Below are 14,716 nucleotides of genomic sequence, written 5' to 3'. Positions count from 1 at the left end.
TCGGAGGAAAGTCAGCCGACCGAGGGACCTCTCTATCCTGGCCAGGTGCAACCCGCCTCGTCCGCCATCGTCGCCCAACCGGTGACCGACCGGCCCGCCATCGAGGACGCCCTGGCCGTGGGCATCCGCGACTACCAGCAGACGCTGGTGCGCGCCCCGCTGGGCGGGATCGCCCTGTGCGCCGCGCTCGGTGGGGTGCTGTACCTGCTCGGGATCACCCCGGTGGCCTGGGTGGCCGCGCTGGGCGGGGCCGCGCTGCTGCTGGTGCTGCAGGTGGTGCTGGTGATCTGGCTCGTCCCGCAGAACCGCGCGGCCAAGGAGCTGATGACCGCGCAGGCCTGGCGTCAGGTGCACGCCGAGGTGCTCGGCCTGGACGGCAGGCACTTCGTGGTCGAGGCCGAGGGCAGGCGGCTGCGCGTCCAGGAGATGGGCGGCCGGGTGGCGCACCTGGTGGTCCGGCACACCGGCCGGTTGTGGCTGGTCGGCCCGGACGAGGCCGGACTGGTGCTGGCCCGGATCGAGGGTCCCGGCACGCCCCTGTTCGGCAAGGTGACCACCGAGACCGGCGCACCGGTGACGCCGGAGCCCGAGCAGGCGGACGGCACCGCGGCGGCCGACCCGGTCAGCGTGGCCTGGGCCGGCGTGCTGGCGCGGGCGATCAACTATCGGATCTGGCCGGACGTGGCCGCCTTCGTCCTGGTGGTGCTGGTCATGCTGGGTTTCCTGCTGGTGCAGGGCATCAGCACGGGCAGCGTCGTGGCCAGCGTGCTCATGGTGGCCATCGCCGTCCCGCTGTGCCTGCGCCGCCACCTGAAGGCCCGCCGCCGGTTCCGGCCCTGGACCAGACTGCCCGAACTGCTGCATGCCGGGCCGTGGCAGCCGGTGGGCATCACCCTGGTCCCGGCTCAGCTCGGACCGCTGGGCGGCAACGCGCACGGCGTGATCCGGCTGGCCAGTGGCGTGGACCTGCCGATCCAGCTGCCGGACGCCGGTCTGGACCTGGTCGGCAACATCCAGGCCATGGGCGGACTCTGGGTGGCCGGTGATCCGGTGCCCGGCAAGGTGTTCGCGGTCGGCTACCCCGGCTACCCCATCCTCGGCCTGGCCACCTTCAACCCCGGCATGACCCAGCTCTAAGCGCCGACCTGGATGCCCTCGGCCTCGGCCCAGGCCGCCACGTCCTCCTTGCGCAGCGCGGTGGCCAGCAGGTCCGGGAACAGGTCAGGGGTGCAGGCGAAGGCGGGCGCGCCGAGGGCGGAGAGCTGGGCGGCCAGCTCGTGGTCGTAGGCCGGTTTGCCGCTGTCGGACAGGGCCAGCAGCACCACCACGGTGACCCCGCTGGCCACCAGGTCGCGGACCCGGCGTTGCAGCTCACCGGCCACGCCGCCCTCGTACAGGTCGCTGATCAGCACCAGCACCGTGTCGGCTGGGCGGCGGATGTGCTGCTGGGCGTAGGCCATCGCCCGGTTGATGTCGGTGCCGCCGCCGAGCTGGGTGGAGAACAGCAGGTCCACCGGGTCGTCCAGCTCCTCGGTCAGGTCGGCGACCTCGGTGTCGAAGACCACCAGCCGGGTGTGCACCGAGCGCAGCGAGGCCAGGGTGGCGCCGAAGACCGCGGCGTAGACCACCGACTCGGCCATCGAGCCGGACTGGTCCACCAGCAGCAGCACGTCCTTGAGCGCGGAGCTGCGGCTGCGCCGCTGGGCGCCGATGAGCTGGTCCACCACCACGGTGCGCTGCGCGGGCTGGTAGTGGCGCAGGTTGGCCTTGATGGTCGCGTCCCAGTCCACATCGGACAGTCGCGGCCTGCGGGTGCGCCTGGCCCGGTCCACCGCGCCGGTGACCGCGGCGATCAGCTTCTCGGCCAGCTTCTTCTCGATCTCCTCGACCACCTTGCGCACCACCAGCCGCGCGGTCTCCTTGGTACGCGCGGGAATCGCCCTGGACAGCGACACCAGGGTGCCGACCAGCCGGACGTCCGGCTCCACAGTGGACAGCAGCTCCGGTTCCAGCAGCAGCTTGGTCAGGCCCAGCCGCTCCACCGCGTCCCGCTGCATCACCTGCACCACCGAGGCCGGGAAGTAGGTGCGCACATCGCCCAGCCAGCGGTGCAGCACCGGCGCGCTGGAGCTGAGCCCACCGCTGCGCTTGCCCTCGCCCTCCCCCGGCATGGTCTGCCCGCCACCGCCGTAGAGCGCGGTCAGCGCCGCGTCCCGCCGCCGGTCGTCGGCGTCCAGGTCGCCCAGCTCGTTGGCCGCCGGGCCGAGCAGCAGCCGCCAGCGGCGCAGCCGTTCCGCCTCGCTCATCGGGTGCCCGCCCTTCGGTACAGCTCGCGCACGTAGCCGGTGAGCCGGTCGGCCCGCCCGGCGTCCCAGTCGGTGTCCACGGCCGCGCTCCGGCCCGCGCCCGCGGCGATCCGCTCGGCCAGGGTGCGGCGTTCCGGGCCGCTGAAGGTGCCCACCGCGCGCCGCAGCAGCGGCAGCGCGTCCTCGAACGCCTCGCCGGACAGGCCGGAGAGCCAGCCGTCCACCAGGCCGAGCAGCCGGGTGTCCGCGGCCAGCAGCGCGGCCGAGCCGTGCAGGAACCCGGCCACGAACGCCGCGGCCGCCGCCGCGGCCCCGCCCGGCGAGACCGCGCGGTGCAGCCGGGCGGCCACCGCCTCGGTGTCCAGCCGCCCGGACTCCCACAGCAGCCGGCAGGCCCGTCCGGTGGGCAGCCCGTGCCCGGACTTGGCCGCGTCCCGCGCGCCCAGCTCGACCAGCCGCCGCAGCGCCTCCCACCAGGTCGCGGCGTGCTCCTCGTCGGCGGCCAGCCGCACCGCCTCATGTGCTCCGTCCACAGTGGACAGTGTGTGGGCCGCGGTCTCGTCGTCGATGTTCAGGCAGGCCATCGGCAACCCGACCGCGCCGCGGGCGAGCAGCCCGTGCAGCGCGGTGCGCAACAGCTCCGGGTCGGTGCCGCGGACCGAGCCGTAGCGGACCGTGCGGGCCAGCGCGGGCAGCGCGGTGAGCAGCTCGATCGCGTCGGTGGCCGCGGCCGCGCACCGGTCCAGCGCGGCCCGCCCGGCCAGCACCGCCGCCGGCAGCTCGGCGCCGACCGCGGTGTCCAGCAGCTGGGCCGCCTCGGCCACCGTCGGCAGCTCCGCCGAGCCGGTGACCAGCACCTGGCTCGCCGCCGACTCGACCGTCGTGCCGTGCCGGGCGGCCGCGGCCAGCGCCACCGCCAGGCCCGGGTCCCAGCGCAGCGTCCAGCCCTCGGTGAAGGTGCCCAGCCCGCCGGTCTCCTCCGGCTCGCCCCACGGCACCTCCAGCACCCGCAACCGCCGCAACAGCTTCGAGCGCTCCCGGTCGATGTCCTTGCGCAGGTCCAGCCGCAGGTTCCGCTCGGCGGCCTCCGGGGCCAGCCGCAGCCGCCGCTGCAACCGGGCCAGGTCCGCGGCCAGCGGCGAGCGCGGCACCTTCTCCCCGACCGCGCCCAGCTCCTCGCCGACGACCAGCCGCTCCCGCACCAGCTTCAGCCCCACGTCGTCCCCGCCGCAGAGCACCGCCAGGGTCGCCTCGGTGACCTCGGCCAGCCCCGGCGAGGGCCGCCCGCGCAGCGCGGCCAGCGTCTCGGCCAGCCGCACCGCCTCCACCGCACTGGCCGTGGAGGCGGGCAGTCCCTGTTCCCGCAACACCTGCGCGGTGCGCGCCAGCCAGCGCGGCACCACATCGCCCGCCTCGGCCCGCTCCCACAGGTGCGCGTACCAGCCCGGCGAGTCCACCCCCGCGCCGTAGCCGGAGGTGGCCGCCAGCCGCCCGTGGCTCCACGGCACCCAGCTGCCGGAGACCTTCAGCCTCGGCTGCCCGCGCAGCAGCGCCGCGTCCGCGGTCGCGGCCGGAAGCTGTTGCAGCGCGGGCACGTGCCACGCCCCGCAGACCACCGCGACCGGCCCTTCGGTGTCCTTCAGCGCCTTCCGCAGGTTCTGCCGCATGGCCGCCTCACGCCGCAGCGTGTGCTCGTCCACGGTGTCGGCGAACTCCTCGCGCAGTGCGCCCATCGCCTCGGCCACCGCGGCGGCCAGGCCGAGCGGGTCGGCCGAGGAGTGCTCGACCACGTCCTCCCACCAGCGTTCCGGGTCGTCGAACCCGGCCGCCTCGGCCAGCACCGCCAGCGGGTCGACCGCGACCTTCCGCTCCGCCGGCGGGTTTGCCGCCCTGGCCAGGGACATCGCCGCGGGCAGGTCGAAGAACCGGGTCGACGCGCCGTGCTCGGCGCCCCAGCTCAGCGCCTGCCACTCCGGGGAGAAGCGGGCGAACGGCCAGAACGAGGCGCTGGCCGGATCGGCCTCCTCGTGCAGCAGCAGCGCCACCGGCGGGGTCAGCTCCGGCACGTGCGCCAGCAGCGCGTCCCCCTCCGGCGGCCCCTCGATGAGGATCACCTCGGGCGACAACGCCGCCAGTGCGGCGCGCACCATCCGCGCCGAGCCGGGGCCGTGGTGCCGGATGCCGAGCAGGGTGACCCGGGCCGGCAGGGGCTGGGTCCGGGCCATCAGACGCCGAGCTCCCGGCAGGCCCGGTAGAGGTCCCGCCACTCGGCGCGTTCCCTGACCACGGCCTCCAGGTACTCCTGCCAGGCCGCCGCGTCCGACACCCGGTCCTTGACCACCGCGCCGAGCAGCCCGGCGGCCAGCTCGTCCGCGCCGACCACCCCGTCGCCGAAGTGCGCGGCCAGCGCCATCCCGCTGGTCACCACCGAGATCGCCTCGGCGGTGGACAGGCTGCCGCTGGGCTTCTTCAGCTGGGTGCGCCCGTCGGAGGTGCCCCCGTTGCGCAGCTCGCGGAAGATCCGCACCACCCGGCGCACCTCGGCCAGCGAGGGCGGCTCGGCGGGCAGCTGCAACGCCCGGCCCAGCTGCGCCGAGCGCTGCGCGACGATCTCCACCTCGGCGTCCTCGGTGGCCGGCGGCGGCAGCACCACCGTGTTGAACCGCCTGGCCAGCGCGGCCGACATCTGGTTCACGCCGCGGTCCCGGTCGTTCGCGGTGGCGATCACGGTGAACCCGGCGATCGCCTGCACCTGCTGGTTCAGCTCTGGCACCGGCAGCGCCTTCTCGCTGAGCACGGTGATCAGCGAGTCCTGCACCTCCGAGGGCATCCTGGTCAGCTCCTCGATCCTGGCCACCGCCCCGGTGCGCATCGCGCGCAGCACCGGCGAGGGCACCAGCGCGGCCTCGCTCGGCCCCTCGGCGATCAGCCGGGCGTAGTTCCAGCCGTAGCGGATCGAGTCCTCGCTGGTGCCCGCGGTGCCCTGCACGACGAGCGTGGAGTCGCCGCTGACCGCGGCCGCCAGGTGCTCGGACAGCCAGGACTTCGCCGTGCCCGGCACGCCGAGCAGCAGCAGCGCCCGGTCGGTGACCAGGGTGCCCACCGCGACCTCCACCAGCCGCCGGTCGCCGATGTACTTGGGCGTGATCACCGTGCCGTCCGGCAGCTTGCCGCCGAGCACGTAGCGCACCACGGCCTGTGGGGACATCCGCCAGCGCGGCGGGCGCGGGCGGTCGTCCGCCGCGGCGCAGGCGGCCAGCTCGGCGGCGTACTGCTCTTCGGCGCTGGGGCGGAGTGCGCCGCCGCCGTTCTCGGTCGTCACGCCGGGTCCTTCCGATCGTCGAGCGCACGGAACAGTTCGGTGCGCAGCTCCAGTACTGAGTGTTCGGCGCCGTGCTCGGGCCAGCGCAGGGTGATCCGCCGCCAGTGCCGGGTCAGCACGCCCAGGTCGCCGCGGCGCATCAGCAGCTCGGGCGGCCGCCCGGCCCGCCAGCGGCGGTCGCTCATCTCGGCGTAGCGGGCCAGCACCGCGCTGGTGGTCTCCGCGGGCCACGGGCCGGGCAGCCCGGCGCAGGCGTGGTCGAGCACGTCGTAGTTCCACCGGCCGACCAGCCCGGCCAGCGCCCGCGCGGCCAGCTCGCTGGGCAGCTCGGCGAGGATGTCCAGCAGGTCGGCCTGGGAGAGCACCTTGGCCACCGCGGGCAGCCAGCGCAGCGGGTCGGCCGAGCGCGGCAGCGCGGCGGCGATCCCCTTGAGCAGCATCGGCGCCCACGGCGAGGCTTGCAGCAGCTGTTCGGTGTCCGCGCCGAACAGTTCGAGGAACAGCTCCGGCGGCACCCCGCTGGCCGCGCCGAGCAGCCGTCCGCTCACCCCGCTCTCCAAGGTGCCCTCGCGCAACAGGTCCCGCACCTCGGCCGGCTCCGGTTCGCTGCCGTACGGGCCGTCCTCGCGCACGGTCAGCTCGCCGCGGGAGACGTGCAGCCCGGCCCGCAGCCGGGCCGCGGACCGTTCGGAGAGCGCCGACCCTGGCAGCAGCCGGAGCAGCCGCACGGCCTCGTTGTGCACCGCGCCGGCCCGGTCGTCCAGCGCGGCCTCCAGCAGCGGCTCGTCCGCGGCGCTGAGCCCGTCGGCCAGCGCGGTGACCAGCAGCCGCCGGTCCCCGGCCCGCCACAGCCCGGACCAGCCCTCGGTGATCAGCCGCCGCACCCCGGCCGGATCGGACAGCCGCGCCCAGCGCAGCCCCGCCTTCCGTTGTGGCAGCGGCAGGTCCAGCAGCTCGTTGAGGTCGGCCAGGCCCTCCGGCGTCTCCGGGGTGCCCGCCGCCCACGACCAGGACGGCCGCATCCCGGCCAGCCAGCGTCCGCGCGCGCCCAGCACCTCCACGATCTCCGGCCGGCAGCCGGTGCGCGCGGTGCCCGCGGCCAGCAGGTCCGGCAGCGCCCTCGGCGGCGCGATCCGGCCCGCGCGGGCCACCGCCAGGCACCACTCGGTGAGCAGGTGCGGGTCCTCCCAGGCCAGGATCTGGCTCAACAGCCCCGCGGTGCGGTCCGGCGCGACCGGCCTGCTCTCCGCCGGCGCGGGCGCCAGCACCTCGATGCCACCGGCCCGCGGCTGCTGCGCGCCGTGCCTGGCCAGCCCGAGCGCGGCGCAGTCGGCCAGCAGCTCTTCACCGTCCACAGTGGACCTGGTCGCGCCGACCAGCAGGCGCTGCACCGTTTCCTGCCACCCGGTCACGCCAGCACCACCGGAGCCTGACCCGGTTCGGCGGCCGCACCCAGGGTCAGCGTCCAGCCGTTCCACAGGCACACCGCGTCGAAGGCGGCCCCGCCGTGCAGCGCCAGCGCCCGGTCCACCGCGCTGTCCTGGCGCACCGGCAGCCACCGGTCCTCGGCGTCCACCAGCCCGTGCTCGTGCCCGGCCAGGCCGAGCCGGACCCGCTGGCAGCCCAGCGGATGCCTGCGCTGCCACGGATCGGCCACCAGCGCCGGTTCCAGCCCGGCCAGTGCCGCCGCCCAGGTCTCCGGCAGCTCGATCGCCTCGGCCGCGCGCACCTCGCCCACGTCCCCCACCGCCATCCGCCGGGGGATCCCGGCCGGATACGGGTACAGCGTGCCCTCGAACTCCCCGCCCACCGGCAGCGCCGGTCCGATGCCGGGCCCGCCGAGCACCCCGTGCCGCAGCACGGTCACCCACTCCCGCCGCTGGCGTGCCCAGGCCCACTGCTGCACGGTACGGATCCGCCCGTCGTCGGAGTCCCGCAGCAGCAGCGGCACCCAGCGGTCCGACCAGCCCTCGCCCGCGCGCACCTCGTCCTCGCGCACGGTGAACCCGAGCCGCCGCCGCACCACCGCGGCGAGTTCTTCCGGCGGGTCCGGCGCGACCGTGGCCAGCAGGTGCAGCCCGCCGATCCGGTCCGCGGCCACCTCGGCCCAGCGCCGTCCACCGGCCCGGACCACCGCGGACAGCTCGGTGATCGACTCGGCCAGTCCGGGCGCCTTGGCGTCCACCATCCTGGCCGAGGACATCCGCCACCACTCCGGCTCCCGCGAGGGCAGCCCGGCGATGCCACCGGCGGCCAGGTCGGCCAGCCACTCGCGCAGCCCGCTCACCCCGGCCTGCACCGCGGCCGCCCGCTTGGCCGCGGTCCGCTCGGCCGCCGCCGCCCGCCGCTGGACCGCCTCCGCGGAGGTGTCCAGCTCGGTGGGCGCGGTCCGCGACTCCCGCTTGGCCAGCCACTCCCCTGCCCACTGCAACGGCACGCCCGGCTCCACCTTGTCCAGCGCGTGCAGCAGCTGGAGGGCCAGCGCGTGCTTGCACGGGAACTTCCGGGATGGGCAGGAGCACTTGGCCGCGCGGTCGGTCAGGTCGACGCACACCTGGTACGGCTTGCTGCCGCTGCCCCGGCACAGTCCCCAGAGCAGCCGCTCGTCCCGCCCCAGCCAGTCCCAGCCGGCCAGGGCGGTCAGCTTGGCCGCGCTGGCCGCGACCTGCTGGTCGGGCGCCAGCGCCAGCACCGCGTCGACATCCACGGACCGAACCCTATGGCCCCGCCCTGACAGTCCGTCCCCTTCCGCACACGCTGCGAAAGGGAACGGACGGTATCCGTTTTCCTCAGGTCCAGTCGGGTCCGCGCCTGGCCCAGGACCAGGCGTAGCGCGGGTCCTCGCAGTCCTGCGCGGCCTCGCCCAGCTCCAGCGGCCGGAAGGTGTCCACCATGACCGCGGTCTCGTCGAAGTAGTCCGCCCCCAGGGACGCCTCGACGGCGCCCGGCTGCGGCCCGTGCGTGCAGCCGGAGGGGTGCAGCGACATCGACCCGATGCCGATCCCGGAGCCCTTGCGCGCCTCGTAGTTGCCGCCGACGTAGAACATCAGCTCGTCGGAGTCCACGTTCGCGTGGTTGTAGGGCACCGGCACCGCGAGCGGGTGGTAGTCGACCTTGCGCGGGCAGAACGAGCAGACCACGAAGTTCGGGCCCTCGAAGGTCTGGTGCACCGGCGGCGGCTGGTGCACCCGGCCGGTGATCGGCTCGAAGTCGCGGATGTTGAACGCCCACGGGTACAGGCAGCCGTCCCAGCCGACCACGTCGAACGGGTGGTTGGCGTAGGTGAACCTGGTCAGCCCGGTGCGGTGCCGGACCAGCACCTCCACGTCGGTGCCCTCGACCAGCAGCGGCTCGGTCGGCCCGCGCTGGTCCCGCTCGCAGTAGGGCGCGTGCTCCAGGAACTGGCCCTTGTTCGACAGGTAGCGCTTGGGCGGCCCGATGTGCCCGGTGGCCTCCAGCACGAGCAGCCGGAGCTGTTCGCCGCCCTGGGGCACGACCCGGTAGGTGCAGGAGGTCGGGATGACCACGTAGTCGCCGTCGGCCACTTCCAGCGGGCCGTAGATGGTCTCGATCACCGCGGTGCCGGTCTGCACGTAGAGCAGCTCGTCACCGAAGGCGTTGCGGTAGAGCGGGCTGGCCGTGGTCGGCGCGGTGAAGCAGATCGCGACGTCGGCGTTGCCGAACAGCAGCCGCCGTCCGGTGACCGCGTCCACCTCGGCTGGGGCGTCCCACTTCAGCTCCTGGGTGCGGAAGTGCCGGGGCTTGAGCGGCTGGTTGGCCGTGGTCGTGCCCCGCCACTCGGCCACGACCTCGGCGTTCACGATCGCGGTCGGCAGGTGCCGGTGGTAGAGCAGGGCCGAGTCGGAGGAGAAACCCTCCACGCCCATCAGCTCTTCGGCGTACAGCTTGCCGTCCGGATCGCGGAACTGGGTGTGGCGCTTTTGGGGGATCGAACCCACCGCGCGGTAGTAAGGCATTGCTCCCTCCGGGTGTTCGGAGACCGGACATTTTTGTTCGGTTCCGTGGACACCACTAGCGTGTCAGCCGTGTCAAGCGTCGCTGAGCTCCGTGCGCCCGGTCCGCGCGGTACACCGCCCCTGCTCGCAAGGCTGGTCGACGACGCGGCGTTGTTCCCACCGGGCAACGCCCCGATGGCGGACGCGCTGCGCAACCACCTGCAGGCCAGGACCGAGTCCTGGGCCGGCGTGGTGGGCCTTTTCCTGTGCAATGCCTCCAGGCTGCCTGAGCTGATCACCGAGCTGATCAAGATCAAACCGGTGAAGCCGGTGGGTCTGTCACTGGTGATCGACACCGGTCTGAGCGCGGTGCCCAAGGCCATCTCCATCGTCGAGTCCCGCACCGAGCTGCTCGCCCTGCGCATGGTCGAGATGCCCGCGCCGTCGGAAGTCGACGACGTGTGGCTGGAACGCGTCTCGGAGTTCGTGCCCGAGGACGTGATCCGGGTCATCGAGCCCAGGCGCCCAAGTCAGAACACCGAGGCCGGCACCAGCAGCGAGTGGCTGGACAGCGTGCGGCGGGTGGCCGAACACGGCAGCTGGCCGAAGCTGCGCTGCGGCGGCCAGACGCCGGAGGCCTTCCCCAGCGTGGACGAGGTCGCCGACTTCCTCACCGTGGCCAGCACCACCGGCGTGCCGTTCAAGGCCACCGCCGGGCTGCACAACGCGCTGCGGCACCGGGACGAGGAGACCGGGTTCAACCACCACGGCTTCCTGAACCTGCTGGTCGCCACCGCCCGCACGCTCTCCGGCAAGGACGCTCGGGAGGCGCTGACCAGCGACGACCCCGAGGCGCTCGCCGCAGAGGCCAAGGCGCTGCCGGAGGCCGCCGCGCACGCCGTGCGCGGGGTGTTCGCCTCCTACGGCTCCTGTTCGCTGACCGAACCGGTCGAGGACCTGGAAGGGCTGGGCCTGTTGTGAGCTGGATCGAGGACCCGGCCTTCGCCGCGCACGAGCCGTTCGGGCCGCAGACCCTGCCCTACGGCGTGGTCGACGCCGGCTCCGGTCCGGTGGTCGCGGTCAGGGTGGGCGACCATGCCCTTCCGCTGCGCTCACTGGACCTGGGGGAGCGCCTGGCGCCCCTGGTGGCCGGGGAGACCCTGGACGACCTGCTGGCCGCCGGACGGCCGTTGTGGAGCGAACTGCGGGCCAGGCTGACCGAGCTGGTCGACCTGCCGGCCACGCCCAGCGGCGCGGAGCTGCTGCCGCTGGCCTCGGTGACCCCGCTGCTGCCGTTCCGGGTCGGCGACTACGTGGACTTCTACTCCTCGCGGCACCACGCGGAGAACGTCGGCCGGATCTTCCGCCCCGACGGCGACCCGCTGCTGCCGAACTGGACCCACCTGCCGGTCGGCTACCACGGCCGCGCGGGCACCGTGGTGGTCTCCGGCACCGAGGTGGTCCGCCCGCACGGCCAGAGCCGCCCGCCGGGCGCCGACGCGCCGGGCTTCGGGCCGAGCAAGCGCCTGGACATCGAGGCCGAGGTCGGCTTCGTCTGCGGCGGCCCGGTGGCCGCCAGGGTGCCCACCGCCGCGGCGGCCGAGCACCTCTTCGGCGTGGTGCTGCTCAACGACTGGTCCGCCCGGGACATCCAGGCCTGGGAGTACGTGCCGCTGGGCCCGTTCCTGGGCAAGTCCTTCCTCACCTCGATCTCGGCCTGGATCACCCCGCTGGAGGCATTCAGCAACGCCAGGGTGCCCACCCCGCCCGCGCCGAACCCGCTGCTGGACTACCTGGCCGAGGACCAGCCCTGGGGTCTTGACCTGCGCCTGGAGGTGCACTGGAACGGCACCCTGGTCGCCGAGCCGCCGTTCCGGGACATGTCCTGGTCCGCGGCCCAGCAGCTGGCGCACATGACGGTCAACGGCGCCACCGTGCGACCGGGCGACCTGTTCGGCTCCGGCACGGTCTCCGGGCCGGAGAAGCGCCAGCGGGGTAGCTTCCTGGAACTGTCCTGGGGCGGCAAGGAGCCGATCACCCTGGCCGACGGCACGGAACGCAGCTTCCTGGCAGACGGCGACACGGTGGTGCTCACCGCCACCGCGCCCGGCCCCGGCGGCTCGCTGGTGGGCCTGAGCGAGGTCACCGGCACCGTGGTCAGCGGAGAGTAGGAGCGGGAATGGGAGCGGTGCCCGGAGCGGCCAGGGAGAGCTCACTCACCCTGGAACGCGGGCTCGCCCTGCTCCAGGCGGTGGCCGACGCGGACACCGAGGCCCCCAGCATCAGCGACCTGGCCACCGCCATCGGCGCCAGCCGAGCAGCCATCTACCGCCTACTGGGCCCCCTCCAGGCGCGAGGCCTGGTCCGCCGCGAAGGCTCCCGGGTCCGCCTGGGCCTGGGCGTCCTCCAACTGGCGGGCCGGGTCCTCCCCCAACTCCGCTTTGCCGCCCTCCCAGCCCTGCGCGGCCTGGCCGAGAAGATCGGCGCCACCGCCCACCTCACGGTCGTGCACGGCAACGAAGCCCAAGCCGTAGCCGTCGTCGAACCCTCCTGGACCGCCTACCACGTCGCCTACCGGGTAGGCACCCGCCACCCCATCCAGCGCGGAGCCGCGGGCCGCGCCATCGCCCTGCCCCCCGAAGGCCCCGAATGGGTCGCCAGCTCCGGCGAGCTCCAAGCCGGCGCCCACGGCGTCGCCGCCCCCGTCCGCGCCGTCCCCGGCCTGCAAGCCAGCGTCGGCGTGGTCTCCTTCGAACCCCTCAAGGCCGACGAGGTGGGCCCGCACGTGGTCGCCGCCGCCGCAGCGGTCGCCGTCGCCCTGCGCTGACCCCCACCCTGGTGTAGGCTGAGGCCAGAGCTGGTCGGTCCGCGGACGCGGCCAGAAGTGAGCCGGGGAACGAGCCTGAGGGAAATCAGGACCCCCGGCTTCGCGCTATCTGGGGGCAAATTCGGTGATCTCGATCAGATGCGCCCCGTTGATGATCTCCCACGGCTTCGGCTCACTGTGCCTGGTCGCCGCCACATAGGACGAGGCGACGAAGTCCGCGGTCCACAGCAGAGCGAACTCCTTGCCCGCGTGGTCCAGCCGAAGTCCGGCACTGACCTGCCGCGCCATGCGCAACCGGTTGAGCGTGCGCCGGTCGAACCGGTCACCACCGGCCCGGCTCTCCAGCACGACATGCCCGACCCGCTCCACGTGCTGCAACCGAGGCAGCAGATCGCAGAGCAACCGCGCCCGCGCCTTCTCCTGCCCACTGTCGGTGGTCGAGGTGGTGGCGATGACCGCGCCATGCAGCGGCAGCGTCGCGAGCACCTCGGCAATGACCACCCGACGATCCCGGGTCTCGTTCCGGAAGTGCAGCGGGTCCTTCTCGCACAACGCGGTGAGCGCGGTGGTGATCGTGGCGTGGTCGTCGCTGTGGCTCAGTACTGCGGCGACGACGTAGAGCCGCCTGCCGTCCGGGAGACGGGCGGCGGCTTCGTCGACGTGGCGGTGCGCAGGGCAGCCAGGCGCAGGCCCCGCCGCGATCCCGGGTGAAACCGGTCACCGGGACCTTGGTCCCGCCACTGGGGGACCCTCGGCGGGACGAGAGGGGACCCCTGTACCTGCTGTTCAGCGCCGGTACGCGGAAGGCTGGCAGCCGTGGAGGTCCTCGACATCGCACGGTGGCAGTTCGGTATCACCACCGTCTACCACTTCCTGATGGTGCCGCTCACCATCGGTCTGTCGCTGCTGGTGGCAGGCATGCAGACGGCCTGGCACCGGACCGGGAACCCCAAGTACCTGGCGATGACCAAGTTCTGGGGCAAGCTGATGCTGATCAACTTCGCCATGGGCGTGGTGACCGGCATCGTGCAGGAGTTCCAGTTCGGCATGTCCTGGAGCGAGTACTCGCGGTTCGTCGGCGATGTGTTCGGCTCGTTGCTGGCGATCGAGGGGCTGGTGGCCTTCTTCGTCGAGTCGACCTTCCTCGGGCTGTGGATCTTCGGCTGGTCCCGGCTGCCCAAGCGGGTGCACCTGGCCTGCATCTGGGCCGCCTCGCTGGCCACGGTCGCCTCGGCCTACTTCATCCTCTCCGCCAACTCCTGGATGCAGCACCCGGTCGGCGCGATCCTCGGCCCCAACGGCCGCCCGCAGCTGCGCTCGATCGGCGACCTGCTGACCAACTCGACCGTGCTGGCGGCCTTCCCGCACACCATGTTCGGCGCGCTCGCGGTGGCCGCCGCGCTGCTGGTCGGCGTCTCGGTGTGGCACCTGGCCCGGCGGGCGGGCACCGACACGCCGGTGTGGCGGGCCTCGGTCAAGCTCGGTGGCTGGGTCGGGGTGGTCGCCTTCGCCGGGGTCGCGCTCACCGGTGACCTCCAGTCGAAGCTGATGTTCGAGCAGCAGCCGATGAAGATGGCCGCGGCCGAAGCCCTGTGCCACACCGAGAAACCCGCCGGGTTCTCCATCTTCGCGATCGGCGACGTGACCCGCCCGGACTGCGAGAACGTCAAGAGCATCACCGTGCCCGCGCTGCTGTCCTTCCTGGCCAACAGCGATCTCGACTCCGAGGTCAAGGGCGTGGAGGACCTGGTCAAGATCTACAAAGCCAAGTACGGCGAGAACTACCCGGACGACCCGAGGATGGGTTCCTTCGCGGGCAAGCCGATCGAGTACGTGCCCAACCTGCCGGTCACCTACTGGGGCTTCCGGCTGATGATCGGCTTCGGCGCGCTGGCCGCGCTCGCCTCGGCCGCGGCGCTGTGGCTGACCCGCAAGGGCCGCATGCCCAACGGGCGCTGGTTCGTCTGGGCGGCGCTCGGCGGGATCGCGACCCCGTTCCTGGCCAACAGCTTCGGCTGGATCTTCACCGAGATGGGCCGCCAGCCGTTCGTGGTGGTGCCCAACCCCAGCGGGGTGGACGGGGTGTGGATGTACACCGCGCAGGCGGTCTCGGCGATCAGCTCGACCGAGGCGCTGATCTCGCTGATCTCGCTGACCACGCTCTACGGGGTGCTCGCCGCGGTCGAGTTCTTCCTGATCCGCCGCTACGCGATGGCCGGTGTCGCCGGGGTGATGCCACCGAAACCCGAGGAGCCGGACGAGGACGAGAAGAAGTCCGAAGACGTCCTGGCCTTCGCCTACTAGG

The 14,716-nt window shown here is 73.5% G+C and carries 12 protein-coding genes; 5 read left to right on the top strand and 7 right to left on the bottom strand.

Annotated elements, in window-relative coordinates:
- The first annotated feature begins 45 nt into the window (after positions 1-45).
- Entirely contained in the window at positions 46-1,137 is a 1,092-nt protein-coding gene (locus N8J89_RS41035; protein ID WP_283662233.1) for a hypothetical protein, read from the top strand.
- On the opposite strand, the gene N8J89_RS41030 is transcribed toward N8J89_RS41035, so the two are convergent.
- The 6 genes from N8J89_RS41030 to N8J89_RS41005 form a co-directional block, all read right to left on the bottom strand.
- A complete protein-coding gene (locus N8J89_RS41030; RefSeq protein WP_283662232.1) occupies positions 1,134-2,306 on the bottom strand; it encodes a VWA domain-containing protein in 1,173 nt (390 codons plus the stop codon). The genes N8J89_RS41035 and N8J89_RS41030 overlap by 4 nt on opposite strands.
- Complete coding sequence (locus N8J89_RS41025) at positions 2,303-4,531, bottom strand: DUF5682 family protein (protein ID WP_283662231.1); 2,229 nt, start codon at positions 4,529-4,531, stop codon at positions 2,303-2,305. Before N8J89_RS41025 ends, N8J89_RS41030 begins: the two co-directional genes overlap by 4 nt.
- Positions 4,531-5,628, bottom strand: coding sequence for an ATP-binding protein (locus tag N8J89_RS41020; RefSeq protein WP_283662230.1), 1,098 nt, complete (start codon positions 5,626-5,628; stop codon positions 4,531-4,533). The genes N8J89_RS41025 and N8J89_RS41020 overlap by 1 nt, the downstream gene beginning before the upstream one ends.
- Positions 5,625-7,040 (bottom strand): DUF5691 domain-containing protein, encoded by a 1,416-nt coding sequence (locus N8J89_RS41015; protein WP_283662229.1) that lies wholly within the window; start codon positions 7,038-7,040, stop codon positions 5,625-5,627. Before N8J89_RS41015 ends, N8J89_RS41020 begins: the two co-directional genes overlap by 4 nt.
- The gene (locus N8J89_RS41010) at positions 7,037-8,335 is read right to left on the bottom strand and encodes an SWIM zinc finger family protein (protein WP_283662228.1); all 1,299 of its coding nucleotides are present in this window, start codon (positions 8,333-8,335) and stop codon (positions 7,037-7,039) included. Before N8J89_RS41010 ends, N8J89_RS41015 begins: the two co-directional genes overlap by 4 nt.
- A gap of 82 nt (positions 8,336-8,417) precedes the next feature.
- Positions 8,418-9,605: a homogentisate 1,2-dioxygenase gene (locus N8J89_RS41005; RefSeq protein WP_283662227.1), complete on the bottom strand. Its 1,188-nt coding sequence runs from the start codon at positions 9,603-9,605 to the stop codon at positions 8,418-8,420.
- A gap of 69 nt (positions 9,606-9,674) precedes the next feature.
- Between N8J89_RS41005 and N8J89_RS41000 the strand changes: the two genes are divergently transcribed.
- Genes N8J89_RS41000 through N8J89_RS40990 form a run of 3 tightly spaced genes read left to right on the top strand, consistent with a single transcriptional unit; the run spans position 9,675 to position 12,411 of the window.
- Entirely contained in the window at positions 9,675-10,565 is an 891-nt protein-coding gene (locus tag N8J89_RS41000) for a hypothetical protein (protein WP_283662226.1), read from the top strand.
- Entirely contained in the window at positions 10,562-11,755 is a 1,194-nt protein-coding gene (fahA, locus tag N8J89_RS40995) for a fumarylacetoacetase (protein ID WP_283662225.1), read from the top strand. Before N8J89_RS41000 ends, fahA begins: the two co-directional genes overlap by 4 nt.
- 8 nt (positions 11,756-11,763) lie before the next feature.
- On the top strand, positions 11,764-12,411 hold the full coding sequence (locus N8J89_RS40990) for an IclR family transcriptional regulator (protein WP_283662224.1): 648 nt from the start codon (positions 11,764-11,766) through the stop codon (positions 12,409-12,411).
- A gap of 105 nt (positions 12,412-12,516) precedes the next feature.
- On the opposite strand, the gene N8J89_RS40985 is transcribed toward N8J89_RS40990, so the two are convergent.
- Positions 12,517-12,912, bottom strand: a complete 396-nt coding sequence (locus N8J89_RS40985) for a hypothetical protein (protein WP_283662223.1) — start codon at positions 12,910-12,912, stop codon at positions 12,517-12,519.
- Positions 12,913-13,227: 315 nt separating this feature from the next.
- Here N8J89_RS40985 and N8J89_RS40980 point away from each other — a divergent pair, with 315 nt between their 5' ends.
- Positions 13,228-14,715, top strand: a complete 1,488-nt coding sequence (locus N8J89_RS40980) for a cytochrome ubiquinol oxidase subunit I (RefSeq protein ID WP_283662222.1) — start codon at positions 13,228-13,230, stop codon at positions 14,713-14,715.
- Position 14,716: the final 1 nt, after the last annotated feature.

This window comes from Crossiella sp. CA-258035, assembly GCF_030064675.1.
Classification (GTDB): domain Bacteria; phylum Actinomycetota; class Actinomycetes; order Mycobacteriales; family Pseudonocardiaceae; genus Crossiella.
This window is presented reverse-complemented; position numbering and strand designations above follow the sequence as displayed.

Excerpts from the sequence above, each read along its gene's own strand:
- N8J89_RS41030 (WP_283662232.1), bottom strand. The coding sequence starts at position 2,306 with ATGAGCGAGGCGGAACGGCTGCGCCGCTGGCGGCTGCTGCTCGGCCCG.
- N8J89_RS41025 (WP_283662231.1), bottom strand. The coding sequence starts at position 4,531 with ATGGCCCGGACCCAGCCCCTGCCGGCCCGGGTCACCCTGCTCGGCATC.
- N8J89_RS41005 (WP_283662227.1), bottom strand. The coding sequence starts at position 9,605 with ATGCCTTACTACCGCGCGGTGGGTTCGATCCCCCAAAAGCGCCACACC.
- N8J89_RS40990 (WP_283662224.1), top strand. The coding sequence starts at position 11,764 with ATGGGAGCGGTGCCCGGAGCGGCCAGGGAGAGCTCACTCACCCTGGAA.